Origin of the sequence: Bradyrhizobium sp. 613_E4_N2_2, assembly GCF_052075995.1 — a bacterium.
GTDB lineage: Bacteria > Pseudomonadota > Alphaproteobacteria > Rhizobiales > Xanthobacteraceae > Bradyrhizobium > Bradyrhizobium barranii.
The window spans coordinates 2,991,314-3,008,413 of record NZ_CP197234.1 but is presented as its reverse complement, the minus strand read 5'-3'; the positions used below and the strand labels follow the sequence as shown (position 1 = coordinate 3,008,413).

Here is a 17,100-nt window from a genome sequence, read left to right as displayed (position 1 = left end):
CATGTTAGAAGGTCCGAAACCTAAGCCACCAGTTCGGCAAACAGATCCGCATCCACATTGCCGCCGGAGAGCACGATGACGACGTTCTTGCCGGCGACGTCGAGACGTCCTGCCAGCAGTGCGGCAAGACCGACAGCACCGCCCGGCTCGACCACGAGCTTCAGCTCGCGATAGGCAAAGGCCACGGCCGCACCGACTTCCTTGTCGGATGCCGTCACGCCGCGCGCCAAGAGCTTGCTGTTGATCGCAAAGGTCATCTCGCCGGGGATCAAGGCCATCAGCGCATCGCAGATGGTACGGCCCGCGGGCCCATGCGGCTCGCGGTGGCCGGCGGTCAGCGAAATGCCGTGATCGTCGAACGCCTCGGGCTCGGCCACCACGATCTCGGCGAGCGGATAGCGCGCCTTCACTGCCGTGGCGACACCCGCGATCAGGCCGCCGCCAGAGGCCGGCGCCACCACGATGTCGGGACTGAGGCCGAGCGCAGCCATGTCCTCTGCGATTTCGCGACCTGCGGTGCCCTGCCCCGCGATCACGAACGGGTCGTCATAGGGCCTGACCAGGGTCGCGCCGCGCTTCTCGGCGATGCCGCGCGAGATCGCCTCGCGGTCGTCGCGGTCGCGATCGTACAGCACGACCTCGGCGCCGTAGGATTTGGTGCGCTCGCGCTTCGACAGCGGCGCATCCGCGGGCATCACGATGGTCGCGTGCATGTCGAGGATCTTTGCAGCCGCCGCCACGCCCTGGGCGTGGTTGCCGGACGAGAACGCGACGACGCCGCCGGCGCGCTTGTCCTGCGGGATCGAGGCGACCTTGTTGAAGGCACCGCGGAACTTGAAGGAGCCGGTGCGCTGGAGCATCTCCGGCTTCAGGAAGACCTTTGCGCCGACGCGCTCGTTGAGCACGGGAAAGGACAACAGCGGGGTGCGGATGGCGAAGGGTGCGATCACGCGTGCTGCTGCATCGATATCGGCAGGGCCGATCGGGAGGAGCTGTTCGGTCATGCCTAATGTTATCGCGCCGGACGAGGCGCGGGGCAAGACACCTGCGCGCGATGAACCTTGGTTTTCAGGCTACGAAACTAACCGGCTCCGCCCCATTCCTGCCTGGAAGCACCGCGCCAACCGCCTTGATGCTGTCCACAAACGCCCTCGCCGAGGCCTCCCAGGTGTAATTGGCGGCGAATTCGACGCAGTCCTGCCGGGACACGTCGAGCGCGGCGAAGCAGGCGTTGCGCAGATCGTGATCGAGGGCGCCGACCGGCGCATCGCCGATCACGTCGCGGGGGCCCTTCACCGGGAAGGCCGCAACCGGCAATCCGCTGGCGAGCGCTTCCAGCAGGACCAGGCCGAACGTGTCGGTCTTGCTAGGGAACACGAACACGTCGGCCGCCGCATAGATTGCCGCCAGCGCCTCGCCGTGCTTCTCGCCCAGGAAGATCGCATCCGGATAGGCTTCTTCCAGCGCGACCCGCGCCGGGCCGTCGCCGACGATCACCTTGGTGCCGGGCAGATCGAGATCGAGAAACGCCTCGAGGTTCTTCTCCACCGCGATCCGGCCGACCGAGAGAAATACCGGCGCCGGCAGGCAGAGGTCGATCCCACGGGGGTGGAACAGGCTGGTGTCGACGCCGCGCGGCCACAGCACGACGTTGTCGAAACCGCGCTCGCCAAGCTCGCGGGCCAATGCCGGCGTCGCCGCCATCACGGCGCGGCTGGGCGCGTGAAATCGGCGCAGCGCCCGCCAGATCAGGGATTCCGGAACCGGCACGCGGGCGCGGACATATTCGGGAAAGCGGGTGTGGAAGCTGGACGTGAACGGCAGCTTGCGCTGGCGGCAATAGCGGCGGACCATCAGGCCGATCGGCCCCTCCGTCGCGATGTGGATGCTGTCGGGGCGCGCCTCTTCGATCAGCTTCGCGATTCGCGCCGGGCGCGGCATGGCGAGCCGCACGTCGCGATAGCTCGGCATCGCGAAGGTGCGGAACGATTGCGGCGTCAGGAACGTGAACTCGACGCCGAGCCCCTTGGCGGCGTCTGCGAGCTTGGTCAGCGTCCGAACCACACCGTTGACTTGCGGGTGCCAGGCGTCGGTCGCGACCAGGATGCGCATCAAGGGGCCCTTGTTATGCAGCTCTGGCTGCGACCTGCGGGACCTGTGCCGGCTTCCGCGCCTGGTCCGCCCAGGTGATGATCTCGAAATGACCGTCGTCATGCTCGACCAGCGCCGTGCAGCTCTCGACCCAATCGCCGCAGTTCATGTAGCGGATGCCGCCCTCGTCGCGGATCACAGCGTAGTGGATGTGGCCGCAGATCACGCCGTCGGCGTCGTGGCGCCGCGCCTCGGCGGCGAGCGCCTGCTCGAACGCGCCGATATAGTTGACGGCGTTCTTGACCTTCTGCTTGGCCCATTGCGACAGCGACCAATAGGGCACTTTGAACATGCGCCGGAAGAAGTTGACGAAGCGGTTCATCTGGATCGCGAAGTCGTAGGCCTTGTCGCCGAGATGAGCGAGCCAGCGCGCGTTCTGCACCACGAGATCGAAGATGTCGCCGTGGATGACGAGATAGCGCTTGCCGTCCACGCCGGTGTGGACGGTGTTCTCGACGACGTCGATGCCGCCGAAATGCGTGCCGTAATAGTTGCGCAGGAATTCGTCGTGATTGCCGGGGATGTAGATGACCTTGGCACCCTTGCGCGCCTTGCGCAGCAGCTTCTGGACCAGATCGTTATGCGATTGCGGCCAGTGCCAGCTCGATTTCAGCGCCCAGCCGTCGACGATGTCTCCGACGAGATAGATCGTGTCGGCATCGTGGTATCGCAGGAAGTCGAGCAGCAGGTCGGCTTGAGAACCGCGGGCTCCGAGATGAACGTCGGAGATGAACAACGTGCGAAAGCGCCTTTCAGGGCTCTCGTCACTCACATCGTAACTTCCCATGCGACAGCCTGTAACAATATCCCGTGACAGGGGGATGACCAATGAACCTTTGAGGCACCCTCGGATACGAATCAAACCTCGCCTCGCCCGTCCCGCGAATATCAGTCGCATGCGACAATCAGGCGACATGACGCCGCAACGGCCTCCGCAAGACCCCGGAACCGATGGCTGATCAGGTTAACGGCAGCGGTCCCGCGCGCCGCTGGCGGCGCGGATCAGTAAAATTTGTGGAAATGATGGATCGGCCCGTGGCCGTGGCCGACGCTGAAGCGGTCGGCGGCCGCGATCGCTGCGCTGATCCAGGCCTTGGCGCTCCGCACGGCCCGCTCGAGATCCTCGCCCCTGGCAAGCCCCGCCGCGACGGCCGAGGACAGCGAGCACCCCGTGCCGTGGGTGTTGCGGGTGGCGACGCGCGGCGCCGCAAGCGCGATCGTGCTGTCGGCATCGACGAGATAGTCGATGCTTTCGGCGCCCTCGCCGTGCCCGCCCTTGATCAGGACCGCACGGCAGCCCAGCGCCAGCAGCCGGCGCCCCTGGCTCTCGATCTCGGCCTCGCGCGTGGCGACGGGCTCGTCGAGCAGAGCCGCGGCCTCGGGCATATTCGGCGTGATCACCGACGCCAGCGGCATCAGTTTCTTGCGCAGGGCTTCCACCGCCTCCGCGGCGAGCAGGCGATCGCCGGAGGTTGCGACCATCACGGGATCGAGCACGATATGGCGAGGCTTCCAGCGCGACAGCGCCGCTGCGATCGCATCGATGCTGGCGGCCTGCGCCACCATGCCGATCTTCACCGCGCCGACCTCGAGATCGGAAAACACGGCGTCGATCTGCGCGGTGACGAATTCAGCGGGCACCGCGTGGATGCCGGTGACGCCGCGCGTGTTCTGCGCGGTCAGGGCCGTGATCGCGGAGGCGCCATAGACGCCGAGCGCGGCAAAGGTCTTCAGGTCGGCCTGGATGCCGGCGCCGCCGCTCGAATCGGAGCCGGCGATGGTGAGCGCCACGGGCGTCGTCATGGGGCGATTTTCCGCGTTTTTGAGACCATCACCCGTCCTAGCGCGCACCCCGGTGGCCCGCAAGTTCGCTTGCTAAATCCGGCCGATTTTGGCCTATTAGCCGCCAGATATGCTTCGGAGTGACTGCAATGGTTCCTTTTTTCGTCCAGATCAAATGCAAGCTCGGCCAGTCCTACACGGTCGCCAACGCGCTTGCCGAAGCCGAGATCGCCTCCGAGATCTACTCCACGGCCGGCCATTACGATTTGCTGGTGAAGTTCTACGTCGACAAGGACACCGACATCGGCCACTTCATCAACGAGAAGGTGCAGGTGCTGCCGGGCATCCAGGACACCCTCACCATCATCACCTTCAAGGCGTTTGGCGCAAGCTAGGGTTTGCACTCACAGAGGGCCGGATGGGAAGTCCGCTTCCGAGACAGCGCAGCGGACCAATTGTGCTCAAAGTGAGTTCTTCGGATTTTAGCCATCGCACACATCATCCAGCGCTCGACACCCTATCGCGCTGGCAAGGCTCAACGCGCTTCATCGATGACGGCCGCGTCGACATCGCGCCAATATCCGGTCAAAAAACGGATAGTCTCCAAGTGGTTGGGGCCTTTGCATCGTAGCCCACGCGCTTAGGTCCGCGGAGGAACAATTCGGCGGCCCGATCGCGTGCACCTATGCCGCGCGCAAAGTGTGAAATATTTCATTGAACATACAACCCTGGAATGCTCTTTTCGCACGGATCGTGAGCGCCGGGGGCCGGCAATGCCCAAAGGACCGCTTGTTTCGATGGCAGTTGCTGTCTGGGTGCTTTGCACAGGCGGCTTAGCCTGGGCGGTTCGCCCAGCGGCGATAGACCCCGCTGCCATCCTCCGTAACCAAGTCGACAAGATTGGTCCGGGTTCAGTTGTCTTTAATCCTCCGACGGAAATGACGGTCGGCTATCACGAGCCAATAACCGTCCAGCCGCTCCAACGTCATGGCGTGGCTCAAACTGAACAGATCGAGGTTGGCAGCTTCATGCGGGCTCGCCTATTCGGTGAAGGATTCACGGCAACAACGAGTAGCGATGACGCGCAAGCCGAGCGGCTTTATGCTGAGCTTCCAGCGAAGTCGGGCGACCAGACCGGTGCACCGCGCGACAAAATGTATCTCTTCGTTTCGCGAGTTCTGGGCAGCACGGAGGAGGTCTGGCAGGCAATCTTCGCATCCGATCGCCTAACTTATCGGCCACCCCGTCTCGTCCTGTACACAAGCGCCACCTACGCAGCCTGCGGATTAGCCGAGAAAATCATGGGACCGTTCTATTGTCCTGATGATCAGAAAGTCTACCTCGACCTTTCGTTCTTCCAAGAGATGCAGACTGAACTTCACGCCTGCGATTCGAGCGGTGCCGACTGTCAACTTCCTCAGGCCTATGTGATAGCCCACGAAATCGGACACCACGTTCAGAACTTGCTGGGAATCATGCCAAAAGTGCGCGAGCTTCAAGGGAGCTTGGAAACGGAGGCGGAGAGAAACCGGTTACAAGTTCTTCTCGAGTTGCAGGCCGATTGTCTCGCCGGCATTTGGGCGCGTAAAATTAAAGAGAAAGCGAAGATCAACGCGAGCGACATAGCAGCGGCAATTCGAACGACAGAAGCACTAGGCAACGACACCCTGCAGAAAAGTGCCTTGGGGTACGTAGTGCCTGACTCGTTCACTCATGGCAGCGCTGCGCAGCGCCATCATTGGTTCGATGTCGGTTACGCAACTGGATTGGTGAAGAGCTGCAACACCTTTGCTGGAGCGCGGCAATGAGACCCGACCTTCCCGACTCTCAACAGCCGATGTCCGACGACGACTGCATACTTCCGAGCGGGACCGCTGGCGGTACGGGAGCCCCCACCGAACGAAGAGAAACTCTGCGACGAACGCCTGCCCGGTCTCTTGCATTTTCATTTTGAGGGGAGTGCCGTGCCCCAGCATTGGTTAAAATACTTGGCTGTTTGGTCAATTGCTTTCGCAACGGGCTTCGGGAGCAGCTACGCGCAACCGATCGTCGCCGAGCGAGACGTCCTTCAGATCTGCGAAGCGTTTTCGCGGAAGGCCCCAGAGCGAATGCCGGCAATTGTTCAGCCGGAAGCTGCCAAAAATTTCGTTGGGAGATACGCTCGCTTTTCGGACCGGCTACGAGGCTGCCTATCGGCATCGGAGCGCGAGCGCGAGCCAAATAGCGTGACTTTTTTGATTCAGAACACACAGTATGAGAGTTACTGGAAGTTCCTCACTGATTCCAACTCAGTTCAATGGATTTCTATCGAGAGGTTTAGGCCCGTCACGCTGGCAGATGATGAGCCATGGCGCGCGCCTTTTGATGTGACAGCAGCCCCGATCAGGCCAACGATTAAACCCGGCGGCACCAAAATAGACCCGGATATCCAAGGCGGCGCGATTCAAGACTCCAGCGTCGACACACGTATCGTTGAGTTTTTCTATGCAACGAACCGCAAACAGTCGGACACTCCCCCCGATGTCGAAGGCCATCCCCAGCCCGCATTCACAAGCGATGGACCTCCTGTCTACAGCTTAAACGGCTGGACTGCTGTCAGCGGCTACACAGGCGAGCGCAACCCTGATCTGAGTGTCGGGATCGTTCGCGTCCGGGTGCCTGAAGGACACCACATCGGAAACATAGAATTGCCCTCGAGCCTTAAGCTCTTCGGATTTAGGTTGAGAAGAGACACACTTGACCCGACGAAGCATTTTACTATTCGCAGCATCGAGAAAACAGACGAAGCGAAATGGATAAAAACGCTAGCGTCAACGAAGAAGAAAAAGGCTCTCGTGTTTGTCCATGGTTTCAATACCAAATTCCGCGACGCCGTCTTCCGGGCAGCGCAGATAACTTGGGATCTTCAGTTCAGAGGCACCACAATCTTATTCTCATGGCCGTCTCGCGGGGATATCGCGGACTATCTCTATGACAAAGAAAGCGCGTTGGGTTCGCGCACGGCCTTTCTTCGCGTGATCGACGATCTTTACAAAGCCGGATATGACAACATCGATGTGATAGCTCACAGTATGGGGAACTTGATCGCAGTTGAGGCCCTATCAAATAGCGCCGCGACACGATCGCCCACGGCTATCGCGCAGTTGATTATGGTCGCCCCCGATGTGGACCGAGACATGTTTGTTCAAGACATTTCCGGCGTTGCAAAGGTCACTAAGGGGCTTACACTTTACGCATCCAGGAACGATAAGGCCTTGCAGCTATCGAAGCGTATTGCCGGAGGTATCCCGCGCGCAGGAGATGTACCTGATGCCGGGCCAGTTGTTTTGCCTGGACTTTGGACGATTGATGTCAGTCTAATTGGAGATGAACTGTTCGGACTAAATCACAACACGTTCGCCACAACACGAAATGTGCTTAACGATCTTGCGATACTACTTATGGAAGGCAGGCCTCCACCACGGCTAATTGAAATCCGGGGCTTCCCTGAGCCTCCCCAAAAAGCCGCGTACTTCCGCTACATACCCTAGACTAGGGCGCGTTTTCATAAATCGCGACGCGTAGATCAGTCCCCTTCGATGTCCGCTATGGCTCGGCAGCGGCGCAAAGGCGGATTCACTTATGGTCCGAGTTGGGGCCATTTAGCTGACATCGGTCCGAACCGCGGCCGAGCCCGTTAGCGGCCATGAGCACTCGCTTGCTATCGTTGCAGGATGTCTCCCAAAATTCCGACAGCTACTGACGCGCGGCCGACAGCGGTGACGAATGGTGGTGCGCGATCATCCATCGACCGTCGCGCTTCACAAGCACGAAAGTAAAGCGTGATGGCCGGGGTGTATCGTTCTCTGCAGCTCGAGCAAAATTGTAAAATCCGATTCCCAAGACGGATGTCTCGCTGAGGACGAGCGTTCGTATCTCGACAATCGAGTTCTTGCGACCGCTTCCCGGCAATTCCTGAAAATATTTCCGTATCCCCTCTGCTCCTTCGGAAATTACCGGGCTTGTCGTTCCAAGCAAAACCGCGTCGGGGGCGTATAGACCGACGAGCGCGTCGCGGTCGTTTGCACTATACGTCGCTGACCATTGATCGATCACAGCGTTGGCCTCGTCTGCAGGCCCCGCAAACGCAACCGTTCCAGAAGCGCCAAACAAGAAACAAAACGCCAGCGCCAGAAATTTCATCATAGCCTCCAGGTTTCATCGAGTTCTGTAACATACTTGAACAACGTTCGCCTTGCACACAGGTATGGAGGGTCAGTAGCGGTCGTAAGCCGTTGCCCTGTCCGACGACAGCTTTGGGTCGTCAGATTCGGAAGTGCGTTAGCGTTTGAAGCTGGTCAGCCTGTTCTCCAATAGCGGACATGATTACGGCACTCGGCGGTTGCGGCCAAATGGGCGATATTTATCGCCTTATGAATACCCCCCTAGCTGCCTTCCTTGCGTTTCGGCCGCGGCGGCCCGTCCACCGGCGGCAGCGATTTGATGTAATCCGCCATCGCCGCGAGATCCTCGTCCGGCAATTGCGAGGTGTTCTTGATCACGCGCGTCATCGCGCTGCCGACACTGTCGCCGTCGGGCAATTCGCCGGTCTTGAGGAAATAGGCAATATCCTTCGCGCTCCACTCGCCGAGACGCTTCTGTGTGATGTTGGGCACCCAGCCCTCGCCTTCCGGATTGGGGCCGCCGGCAAAGCGTTCTCCGGAGATAATGCCGCCAAGCGCATTGCGCGGGCTGTGGCATTCGGCGCAATGGCCGAAACTGTTGACGAGATAGGCGCCGCGATTCCATTGCGGCGACTTCGTGCCGTCGGCGACGAAGGGCTTTCCGTCCATAAACAAGAATTTCCAGATCCCGATGTTACGCCGGATGTCGAACGGAAAGCGCACGTCGTGGTCACGCACCTTGCCTGCAACGGGCGGCAACGTTTTCAGATAGGCGAAGAGGTCGAGCACGTCCTCGCGCCTGGCGTGCTGATAGGACGTGTAGGGAAAGGCCGGGAAATAATGCTGTCCGTCCGGCGAGACCCCATGCATGACCGCGTTGACGAAATCGGCGTCGGTCCATTTGCCGATGCCGTAGGTCGGATCGGAGGAGATGTTCGGCGCGTAGAACGTTCCGAACGGCGACTTGATCGCGACGCCGCCGCCGAGCCGGGTGCGATCGGGCTGGTCGGGGACGGCATGGCAGGACGCGCATCCGCCGGCGTTAAACATCACCTCGCCATTGGCGAGATTGGGGACATGGGCAGGCGCGGCGGCACCGGCCGCCACCACCGGCGCGCTGAGCCACCAATAGACGCCCGCAGCAGCGACCGCGGCAAGCAGCGCCACGACAATTGTTCGTTGCAACATGCAGATCCATTCATTGCTTGCCGCGAACTTATGGCCGATGTCCGCGCGGCTCCAGCCACGAAGAATTTAGCCCGCCCCGGCCGGATTCGGGAATAAACTGAAACGGCCAATGTTGGAAGGTTGGCAGGGCCAACGAGGCCTCAGGGAGAATGTCATGAACAAGACCGTCATCGCCATGGTCGCGCTGGGCGCCGCAGCTTTTGCAGCCCCCGCCGGCGCCGAAAAGCTGAAAGCAACGCTCGACGGCAAGTCCGAGGTGCCAGCAACCACCACCAGCGGCACCGGAACCGCCGATCTGGACTATGATGCCGCCAGCAAGAAGCTGTCCTGGAAGGTCACCTATTCCGGTCTGTCCGGCCCGGCAACAGCCGCCCACTTCCACGGGCCGGCCGAGGCCGGCAAGAACGCCGGCGTCGCGGTCGCGATCCCGAATGCAACCTCCAGCCCGGTCGAGGGCTCGGCGACGCTGACCGATGCGCAGGCCGCCGATCTGCTCGCCGGCAAGCTCTACGTCAACATCCACACCGCGGCCAATCCGGGCGGCGAGATCCGCGGCCAGGTGACGAAGTAACCTCAAGGCTGCTTCGTACGCGAAGGCCGGGCGCCGGAGGGAGCGTCCGGCCTTTTCGATTCCGCACGCCGCGAGGTGGCCGCGCACGCTCATTCCGGCATGCCGGCAACCCGGAGCGCTTGCGTCAGCTTTTCGACATCTTCCCGTCGGCGGTATCGCCGTGTGTACGCATCGATACGCTTATTGGGACATAGTTGCATCGCACGGTCGCAAATCCGCCGGGCTTCCCCAACCCGGTCTGACGCCGCATGGCATGCCGCCAGAATGAATTGCGCAGGCGGAAAGATCGGTATCAGCCTGATGGCGGCTGCCGCGCAAGCCAAGGCGTCATCATGACGGTCAGCAAGAAAATGAGCGTAAGCCAAGCCCGTCTGGGCATTGGCGCCCCCATGCGGATGAAGCGGGTTCAAACGCAATGCGGTGTTGAATTGCTCGATTGCGGCATCACCACGACCAAGCCAGAGTTGGCTCCAACCGTTCCAATGTCGTGCGATGACGAGGTTTGGGTCCAGCTTTATCGCGCGCACGAGAAGAGCATCGCCTTCCTCGACCTCGCCTGCCACCTGGGAGAGCGCGTGTCCGGCCATCGCAAGCACCGACGGATCATTCGGGTCAAGCTCGACCGCCCGCCTCGCCAGCCGCGCGGCTTCACTGTGTTCATGGGCTTCATCAGTGATCCAGTCGAAAACATTCCTCAGGACATAGCAACGGGCGCCGAGCGCGTATGCACGCGCGAATTCGGGATCGATCTCGCGGGCAGTTTTTGCGAGCTCGATAGCCTCGATGCTTGCTTCCTCGGTGAATTTGAAGAAGGAGGCAAATGCCCGAAGATAATAGTCGTAAGCCTGAAGGTTGTCGGTCGGCTGGCGTTGGGCGCGCTCGATTTCGGCGCGCTCCAGTCGCGGGGAGATTGCGCCGATGACGCTGCTCGTCAGCCGATCCTGCAGGTCGAAAAGATCTTCGATCTCACTGTCAAACCGGTCCGTCCAGAGATTCAGGCCGGTCGCCGCGTCGATCAACTGACCGGCGATTCGGACTCGATTGCCGGCTTTGCGCACACTGCCTTCGAGCACGTAGCGAACGCCCAGCTCCTGACCGATCTGTTTTACGTCGATCGCCCTGCCCTTGTAGGCCAGAGTCGAATGTCGCGCGATGACGAAAAGAGACTTCGAACGCGACAGTCCCGAAATGATGTCCTCGACCATACCGTCGGCAAAATAGTCCTGCTCCGGATCCGGGCACAGGTTGGCGAATGGAAGGACCGCGATCGAGGGTTTGTCGGGAAGCGAGAGCGCAGGTTTCGGCGTCTCGGCTCCGCCGTCGGCGGCCGCTGCGCCCTCGGCGGCAAGCGTTTCCCGGACCTGACCCACGAAGCGGAAGCCTCTGCGTGGCAGTGTTCTTATCAGCCGCTGCTCTTCGCCAGAGTCCCCGATCGCGCATCGCGCACTGTTGAGGCGGGTCGTCAGCGCAGCATCGGACACGCAGCGCCCCTGCCAAATGGCATCGATGAGTTCATCCTTGCCTACGACGCGCTCCCGGTTGCGGATCAGGTAATCGAGGAGATCGAACACCAGTGGCGTAACTGAGATCCGATCCGCTCCGCGATGCAGCTCTCGCCGACCGGCGTCGAATGCATACTCCTCAAAGAGATAGCGCACGGTGCGAATCCCTTGGGTGAGCCCTCCGGGGCGACCGGGGTGGGCTTTTGGGCCCGCTGGACGTCGCAAGAATAAGCTGCCGGTAGGAAAAATGTAAGCTGTCGGTCAAGCACGCGCGTCGGTCTTCGGGCACCTTCTCGGGGTGAAAAACACCCTCCGAAGGCACCGCAATGACCCTGATCCAAGGTACAATGTGGCCGGAACGGGCGTCCATATCGTCCCGGCATGTCCGCAGCCTGATCCGGAAGTACTGGGATGTCTTTCAGGCACGTCGCGATCGCCAGAGATTGCGCGGCACGTTGTCCGGCTTGAGTGACCGGGAGTTGATGGACATCGGCACGACGCGCGGCGAGATCGACTACGTTGCCTCCAGCCGCGATATCGACCCGCGAGACATCGTGAGCCATTCGCGCGGAGCGTAAGTCCGGAGCCATTCGGCCTGCCAGGGGACACCAGCCTGACCAACGGCTTGGCACCTTGGCTCGCGCGAGCGGCGGCATGGCCGACCTCATTGCGTTGCTTGGGGACGCTTCGGCAATGTCGGGGCTACGCCCTCAAGCCGCGTTCAGCGCCTGTGTGAGGTCCGCGATCAGGTCCGACGGGTTTTCGATGCCGATCGACAGCCGGATCGTGGAATCAAGCACACCGATTTTGCGGCGGATGTCGGCGGGAACGCCGGAATGGGTCATGGTTGCAGGCAGGCTCGCAAGCGACTCCGTTCCGCCAAGACTCACCGCCAGCTTGAGGATTTGCAGCGCGTTGAGGAATTTCACCGCCGCGTCCTTGCCGCCGACGATGTCGAACGAGAAGGTGGAGCCCGCCCCCAGGCACTGCCGCGCGAACACCATTCCGGCCGGCGAAGCCTTCTCGAGATGGCCGAGATAGTGGACCTTGGCCACCTTGGGGTGATCGCGCAAATAGTCCGCCACGAGGCGCGCGTTGCTGTCGGCCTTTTCCATGCGCAGGCTCAGCGTCTCGAGCGAGCGGTTGATCATCCAGCAGGAATGCGGATCGAGCTGGGTGCCGATCGCGCCGCGGAGCGCTTTGATGCCCTTCACGATCGCCTTCGCGCCGAGCGCGGCACCCGCGATCAGGTCCGAATGACCGCCGACATATTTCGTAAGCGAGTACAGGGAAATGTCCGCACCATGCTCGATCGGCCGCTGAAACACCGGACCGAGCAGCGTATTGTCGCAGGCGATGATTGGAATGTGCCCCTGGGTCTTTCCGATGGCTTCGGCGACACGGCGCATCATCGCGACGTCGACCAGCCCGTTGGTCGGGTTGGCCGGAGTTTCGATCAGAATCATCGAGACCCGGCCCTTGCGCATGGCCTCCTCCGAGGCCTGGCTGACCGCCGCTTCATCAACGCCATCGGCGAAGCCGACGGCGCCGATCGACAGGCGCGCAAGCGTGTTCGTCAGCAGGGTTTCCGTCCCGCCATAGAGCGGCTGGGAGTGCAGGATGACATCGCCGGGGCGGACGAACGCCAGGATCGTGGTTGCAATCGCCGCCATGCCGGATGAGAACAGCGCGCAGCTCTCGGTGCGCTCGTAGATCGCGAGCCTGTCCTCGACGATTTCGCTGTTGGGGTGATTGAAGCGCGAATAGACCAGCCCCGCGCCCATCCCTTCCGGCGGCTCGCGCCGGCCGGCGACGAAATCGAAGAAGTCCTGCCCGTCGTCGGCCGTCTTGAACACGAAGGTGGACGTCAGGAACACCGGCGGCTTGATGGCGCCTTCCGACAATTGCGGATCATAGCCATAGGTCAGCATCAGCGTTTCAGGATGCAGCATATGGTTGCCGATGTGCGTCTTCGACGGGAACGGTTTGACCATGGCCTGCCTCGCTGTTTTGATTCAGATTCTCGCTGCGAATTGGAACTCTGCGATCGAAGCACACGACTCGGATGCGCCTGCATCCAACAACTCTCGTCAACGTCGCAGCGGCTGCGGTTGAAGATAAGCTCATACGTGGCGCCCCGACAGCGATCAGCCAGGCCTCGCAAACAAATTTTGCCTTTGGTGTGGTTCGACGAATCGATGCCTCGGTAACCGAGGCACCTCAACGCAATGGTCCAAGCCTCCCCCGCTGCTGCCCTACCTTTGACGGGCCGCCCGCAAACATCCCCGATTCCGTCCATCCATTTTCGTGTTGCCGCCACAAACTGCACTCACGAAGGCGTGACCGCGTATGAGGAGAAAAAAAAAGTGCGCGCAATGAGACCATGGAAAGTCGTGGGGGCCAAACATCACCACTCAAGTGTCGAGCAACTTCAGCTCGATCTGGCGGCGATCAACCGGTGCATACACGTGCTGGAAAAGGCGGACGTCGACCCTCAGGACATTGAGGTACTGACCGTTCATGCGCTGACGCTCGCCGAACAGATCGATGAGGTGCGCTGGTTGAACCCAGCGAAGGCTTTGGGGTGGTTACTCGAAAAAGAGACTCGCAAGCCTGCCGCTCGAAAAGCATCGGGAGCCGGCTGAGCAATACGCTCGCCTTCGATCCGCCCAGATGCGCGTCCGACCGAAAAGGCGTACGAGTCAACCGAGGCGCCCGCGCACAACGCAAAAAGGGCGGATGCCGTGCGCATCCGCCCTCACTTTTTGCCGACTCCGCGTCAGCTGTTCTTCACACGAAAGGTCTCGTGGCAGCCGCCGCATTCCTTGCCGACCGCGGGAAAAGTCGCCTTGAGCGAATCGAGGTCCTTGATCTTGCCCTTGGCCTCGCCGACGACCTTGGCGAAGCTTGCGATCTTGGCGTCGAAGCCGGCCTTGTCCTCCCAGATCTTCGGCGAGGCGCTGTAGTCGCCCTCGGGCTTCTGGCCCTTTGCGCTCGCCGGGAACAGGTTTGGCAGCTTCTTGGCCGTATCCGCGAACTGCGCCAGTGCGCTGTCCACCGTGGCCTGGTCGTAAGGCTTCTCGCCCTTGACGATCGCCGCAACCGCGCCGGCGTTCTTGCCGTTGCCCTTCATGAGGGTCTGGACCTCCTTGACGGAGTCCTGCTGCGCCCAAACCGCGCCCATGCCGAGCAGCAGCGCGCCCCCAACAACCAACACTCGCTTCATTCGCAAAATCCCTTTCCCTGAGACAGGATCGTGCTGACCCCACATTGGGCCAACACCGATTGGCAGAGTTCATTCCATCCAAAGCGCGGCGATAGATCGTCGCACTATGGATTATTTGGTCGAGCTCGAGATTAAAGGCTGTGACGGCGGTGGTGCTCGTTGACGGCGATCCACACCCGCTCCGGGGTGGCCGGCATGTCGATGTGGTCGATCTTGTATTCGCGCCAGAGCCCGTCGACGATGGCGTTGACGACGGCCGGACAGGAGCCGATCGCGCCGGCCTCGCCCGCCCCCTTCACGCCCAGCGGGTTGGTCGTGCAGGGAACGTTGCTGGTCTCGAATACGAAGTCCGGACCATCAGCCGCGCGCGGCAGCGCGTAGTCCATGAAGGTCGCGGTGATCAGTTGCCCGTCAGTGGCGCCGTAGACCACCTGCTCCATCAGCGCCTGGCCGATACCCTGCATGGCGCCGCCATGCACCTGGCCCGCCAAAAGCAGCGGATTGAGCGTCTTCCCGAAATCGTCGACGATCACGTAGTTGACGATCTTGATGATGCCGGTGGCCGGATCGATCTCGACTTCCGCCAGATGCGTGCCGTTCGGATAGGTGCCGTCGGCGCTGGCAAAGGTCGCGCTGCCGTTAAGCTTCGATGGATCGGCGCTCCCGCGCTTGGCGAGATCGGCGAACGACATCGAACGGTCGGTGCCGGCGATCCGCACGACGCCGTCGGAGAGCTCGAGGTCGCCGGCACTGGCTTCCATCGCCTGCGCCGCGATCTCCTTCAGCTTCTGCCCAAGCTCGCGCGTGGCGCGCTCGACGCTGACGCCTCCTGACGGGATCGAGGCCGAGCCGCCGGTGCCGAGCCCCGTGGCGATCTCGTCGGTGTCGCCCTGGCGCACGTGCACGCGCTCCGGCGGCAGGCCGAACTGCTCGGCGACGATCTGCGCATAAGCCGTCTGGTGGCCCTGCCCGCTCGACTGTGTGCCGATCAGGACGGTGACGTCGCCGCTGGGATCGAGCCGCACATTGGCGGTCTCCTCGCCCATCACGCCGCAGATCTCGACATAGCTCGCAAGGCCAATGCCGCGGATCAGGCCATTCTTCTTGGCTGCCTTGGCGCGCTTCGGAAATTCCTTCCACTCGCCGATATCCATCGCGCGCTTGAGATGCGCGGCGAAATCGCCGGAATCATAGACCTTGCCCGTGGCCGTCTTGTAGGGCAGCGCCTTCGGCGGAATGAAATTCTTGCGGCGGATGGCGTCCGGCGTCATGTCGAGTTTTCGCGCACAGGCGTCCACGAGGCGTTCGATGACGTAAGCGGCCTCGGGGCGGCCCGCGCCGCGATAGGCATCGACCGGCACGCTGTTGGTGAAGATGGTGCGCACCCGGCAGTGGAAGGCCTGGATGTCGTAGAGGCCCGGCAGCATGCCGGCGCCGCCATGCGGAATGTAGGGGCCGAAGGTCGACAGATACGCGCCCATGTCGCCCATCAGGTCGCAATCCATCGCGAGGAATTTGCCGTCCTCGGCCAGCGCCATCTTGGCGGTGGTGACGTTGTCGCGGCCCTGCGCATCGCCCATGAAATGCTCGGTGCGGTCGGCCGCCCATTTCACGGCTTTCTTGAGCTGCCGCGCGGCGACCGCCATCAAGGCGTATTCGCGGTACGGAAACAGCTTGGTGCCGAAACCGCCGCCGACGTCGGGGCAGATCACCCGCATCTTCTCGGTCGGGATGTTGAGCACGTTCTGGCAGAGGATGTCGCGCAGGCGATGGCTGCCCTGGCTGCCGACGGTCAGCGTCAGGTGGTCGCGCTTGGCGTCGTATTCGCAAACGGCCGCGCGCGCTTCCATGAAGCTCGCGACCACGCGCGGATTGACGATGGAGATTTCGGCCACCGCATGCGCCTTCGCAAAGGCAGCCTCGGTCGCCGCCTTGTCGCCGATCGAGACGTCGAACAGCACGTTGCCGGCCTTGTCCGGCCAGACCTGCGGGGCGCCCTTCTTGACCGCGTTGACGACGCCGGTCACCGCCGGCAGCGGGCTCCATTTGACCTCGATCGCCTCGATCGCGTCGCGGGCCTGGTCGATGGTCTCGGCGACCACGAAGGCGATGGAATCGCCGACATGGCGCACCTCGTCCTTGGCGAGGATCGGGTAAGGCGGGCCGGTGAACGGATCGGTCTCGAGATTGAACAGGCAGGGCAGATTGCCGAGATCCTTCACATCATCGGCGGTCAGGATCAGCGCAACGCCCGGCAGCGTGCGAGCCCGGCTCGCATCGATGGTGTATTTGGCATGCGCGTGCGGCGAGCGCAGCATCAGGCAGCGAAGCGCGGCCTGCGGCGCATAATCGTCGGTATATCGGCCCTTGCCGCGGATGAGCGCGTCATCCTCCTTGCGCAGCACGCTTTGGCCAACGCCGAACTTGATGGGAGCCGCCATTTTCTTATCCCGTCCTCATGGTTGTTTTGCGGGCATATTGCCGTGGAAAAAGTGGCAAGGCAAACGGCTTTAGGCG

16 protein-coding genes are annotated in these 17,100 nt (G+C 61.9%); 6 read left to right on the top strand and 10 right to left on the bottom strand.

The features are described 5' to 3' along the window. Nucleotides 1-20: 20 nt before the first annotated feature. The 4 genes from AB7290_RS14105 to thiD form a co-directional block, all read right to left on the bottom strand. Nucleotides 21-1,004, bottom strand: coding sequence for a threonine/serine dehydratase (locus AB7290_RS14105; RefSeq protein ID WP_028153337.1), 984 nt, complete (start codon nt 1,002-1,004; stop codon nt 21-23). 64 nt (nt 1,005-1,068) lie between these two features. Next, a complete protein-coding gene (locus AB7290_RS14100) occupies nt 1,069-2,112 on the bottom strand; it encodes a glycosyltransferase family 4 protein (RefSeq protein WP_063982221.1) in 1,044 nt (347 codons plus the stop codon). A gap of 13 nt (nt 2,113-2,125) precedes the next feature. Then, the gene (locus AB7290_RS14095) at nt 2,126-2,938 is read right to left on the bottom strand and encodes a UDP-2,3-diacylglucosamine diphosphatase (RefSeq protein ID WP_028153339.1); all 813 of its coding nucleotides are present in this window, start codon (nt 2,936-2,938) and stop codon (nt 2,126-2,128) included. A gap of 215 nt (nt 2,939-3,153) precedes the next feature. Next, nucleotides 3,154-3,954 carry a bifunctional hydroxymethylpyrimidine kinase/phosphomethylpyrimidine kinase gene (gene thiD / locus AB7290_RS14090; protein WP_085405862.1) on the bottom strand — a complete coding sequence of 267 codons (801 nt, stop codon included), beginning with the start codon at nt 3,952-3,954 and terminating at the stop codon, nt 3,154-3,156. Nucleotides 3,955-4,082: 128 nt separating this feature from the next. Between thiD and AB7290_RS14085 the strand changes: the two genes are divergently transcribed. The 3 genes from AB7290_RS14085 (at nt 4,083) to AB7290_RS14075 (ending at nt 7,463) form a co-directional block, all read left to right on the top strand. Beyond that, entirely contained in the window at nt 4,083-4,328 is a 246-nt protein-coding gene (locus AB7290_RS14085; protein ID WP_014493934.1) for an Lrp/AsnC ligand binding domain-containing protein, read from the top strand. Nucleotides 4,329-4,730: 402 nt separating this feature from the next. Continuing rightward, nucleotides 4,731-5,741, top strand: coding sequence for a KPN_02809 family neutral zinc metallopeptidase (gene ypfJ / locus AB7290_RS14080; protein ID WP_441253476.1), 1,011 nt, complete (start codon nt 4,731-4,733; stop codon nt 5,739-5,741). A 156-nt stretch (nt 5,742-5,897) separates the two neighbouring features. After that, nucleotides 5,898-7,463 (top strand): alpha/beta hydrolase, encoded by a 1,566-nt coding sequence (locus AB7290_RS14075; protein WP_085405861.1) that lies wholly within the window; start codon nt 5,898-5,900, stop codon nt 7,461-7,463. A gap of 205 nt (nt 7,464-7,668) precedes the next feature. Here AB7290_RS14075 and AB7290_RS14070 read toward each other — a convergent pair whose 3' ends face one another. Beyond that, nucleotides 7,669-8,115 carry an SgcJ/EcaC family oxidoreductase gene (locus AB7290_RS14070; RefSeq protein WP_161495951.1) on the bottom strand — a complete coding sequence of 149 codons (447 nt, stop codon included), beginning with the start codon at nt 8,113-8,115 and terminating at the stop codon, nt 7,669-7,671. A gap of 242 nt (nt 8,116-8,357) precedes the next feature. Further along, entirely contained in the window at nt 8,358-9,284 is a 927-nt protein-coding gene (locus tag AB7290_RS14065) for a c-type cytochrome (RefSeq protein ID WP_085405859.1), read from the bottom strand. Between the two features lie 154 nt (nt 9,285-9,438). Between AB7290_RS14065 and AB7290_RS14060 the strand changes: the two genes are divergently transcribed. Beyond that, entirely contained in the window at nt 9,439-9,855 is a 417-nt protein-coding gene (locus AB7290_RS14060; RefSeq protein ID WP_014493929.1) for a CHRD domain-containing protein, read from the top strand. An 89-nt stretch (nt 9,856-9,944) separates the two neighbouring features. On the opposite strand, the gene AB7290_RS14055 is transcribed toward AB7290_RS14060, so the two are convergent. After that, nucleotides 9,945-11,513, bottom strand: a complete 1,569-nt coding sequence (locus tag AB7290_RS14055; RefSeq protein ID WP_085405858.1) for a winged helix-turn-helix domain-containing tetratricopeptide repeat protein — start codon at nt 11,511-11,513, stop codon at nt 9,945-9,947. Between the two features lie 170 nt (nt 11,514-11,683). Between AB7290_RS14055 and AB7290_RS14050 the strand changes: the two genes are divergently transcribed. Continuing rightward, the gene (locus AB7290_RS14050) at nt 11,684-11,935 is read left to right on the top strand and encodes a DUF1127 domain-containing protein (RefSeq protein ID WP_085405857.1); all 252 of its coding nucleotides are present in this window, start codon (nt 11,684-11,686) and stop codon (nt 11,933-11,935) included. Between the two features lie 132 nt (nt 11,936-12,067). On the opposite strand, the gene AB7290_RS14045 is transcribed toward AB7290_RS14050, so the two are convergent. After that, on the bottom strand, nt 12,068-13,351 hold the full coding sequence (locus AB7290_RS14045) for a cystathionine gamma-synthase family protein (protein ID WP_063982215.1): 1,284 nt from the start codon (nt 13,349-13,351) through the stop codon (nt 12,068-12,070). 234 nt (nt 13,352-13,585) lie between these two features. Here AB7290_RS14045 and AB7290_RS14040 point away from each other — a divergent pair, with 234 nt between their 5' ends. Next, complete coding sequence (locus AB7290_RS14040; protein WP_144030893.1) at nt 13,586-14,002, top strand: hypothetical protein; 417 nt, start codon at nt 13,586-13,588, stop codon at nt 14,000-14,002. A gap of 134 nt (nt 14,003-14,136) precedes the next feature. Here AB7290_RS14040 and AB7290_RS14035 read toward each other — a convergent pair whose 3' ends face one another. Both AB7290_RS14035 and AB7290_RS14030 read right to left on the bottom strand, forming a co-directional pair. After that, nucleotides 14,137-14,583, bottom strand: coding sequence for a c-type cytochrome (locus AB7290_RS14035; protein ID WP_028153044.1), 447 nt, complete (start codon nt 14,581-14,583; stop codon nt 14,137-14,139). A gap of 131 nt (nt 14,584-14,714) precedes the next feature. Further along, nucleotides 14,715-17,024: a xanthine dehydrogenase family protein molybdopterin-binding subunit gene (locus tag AB7290_RS14030; protein ID WP_085405855.1), complete on the bottom strand. Its 2,310-nt coding sequence runs from the start codon at nt 17,022-17,024 to the stop codon at nt 14,715-14,717. Nucleotides 17,025-17,100 lie beyond the last annotated feature (76 nt).

Coding starts and splice junctions, on each gene's coding strand:
- AB7290_RS14105 (WP_028153337.1), bottom strand. CDS start 1,004: ATGACCGAACAGCTCCTCCCGATCGGCCCTGCCGATATCGATGCAGCA.
- AB7290_RS14100 (WP_063982221.1), bottom strand. CDS start 2,112: ATGCGCATCCTGGTCGCGACCGACGCCTGGCACCCGCAAGTCAACGGT.
- AB7290_RS14095 (WP_028153339.1), bottom strand. CDS start 2,938: ATGGGAAGTTACGATGTGAGTGACGAGAGCCCTGAAAGGCGCTTTCGC.
- thiD (WP_085405862.1), bottom strand. CDS start 3,954: ATGACGACGCCCGTGGCGCTCACCATCGCCGGCTCCGATTCGAGCGGC.
- AB7290_RS14085 (WP_014493934.1), top strand. CDS start 4,083: ATGGTTCCTTTTTTCGTCCAGATCAAATGCAAGCTCGGCCAGTCCTAC.
- ypfJ (WP_441253476.1), top strand. CDS start 4,731: ATGGCAGTTGCTGTCTGGGTGCTTTGCACAGGCGGCTTAGCCTGGGCG.
- AB7290_RS14070 (WP_161495951.1), bottom strand. CDS start 8,115: ATGAAATTTCTGGCGCTGGCGTTTTGTTTCTTGTTTGGCGCTTCTGGA.
- AB7290_RS14065 (WP_085405859.1), bottom strand. CDS start 9,284: ATGTTGCAACGAACAATTGTCGTGGCGCTGCTTGCCGCGGTCGCTGCT.
- AB7290_RS14060 (WP_014493929.1), top strand. CDS start 9,439: ATGAACAAGACCGTCATCGCCATGGTCGCGCTGGGCGCCGCAGCTTTT.
- AB7290_RS14050 (WP_085405857.1), top strand. CDS start 11,684: ATGACCCTGATCCAAGGTACAATGTGGCCGGAACGGGCGTCCATATCG.
- AB7290_RS14045 (WP_063982215.1), bottom strand. CDS start 13,351: ATGGTCAAACCGTTCCCGTCGAAGACGCACATCGGCAACCATATGCTG.
- AB7290_RS14040 (WP_144030893.1), top strand. CDS start 13,586: ATGGTCCAAGCCTCCCCCGCTGCTGCCCTACCTTTGACGGGCCGCCCG.
- AB7290_RS14035 (WP_028153044.1), bottom strand. CDS start 14,583: ATGAAGCGAGTGTTGGTTGTTGGGGGCGCGCTGCTGCTCGGCATGGGC.
- AB7290_RS14030 (WP_085405855.1), bottom strand. CDS start 17,024: ATGGCGGCTCCCATCAAGTTCGGCGTTGGCCAAAGCGTGCTGCGCAAG.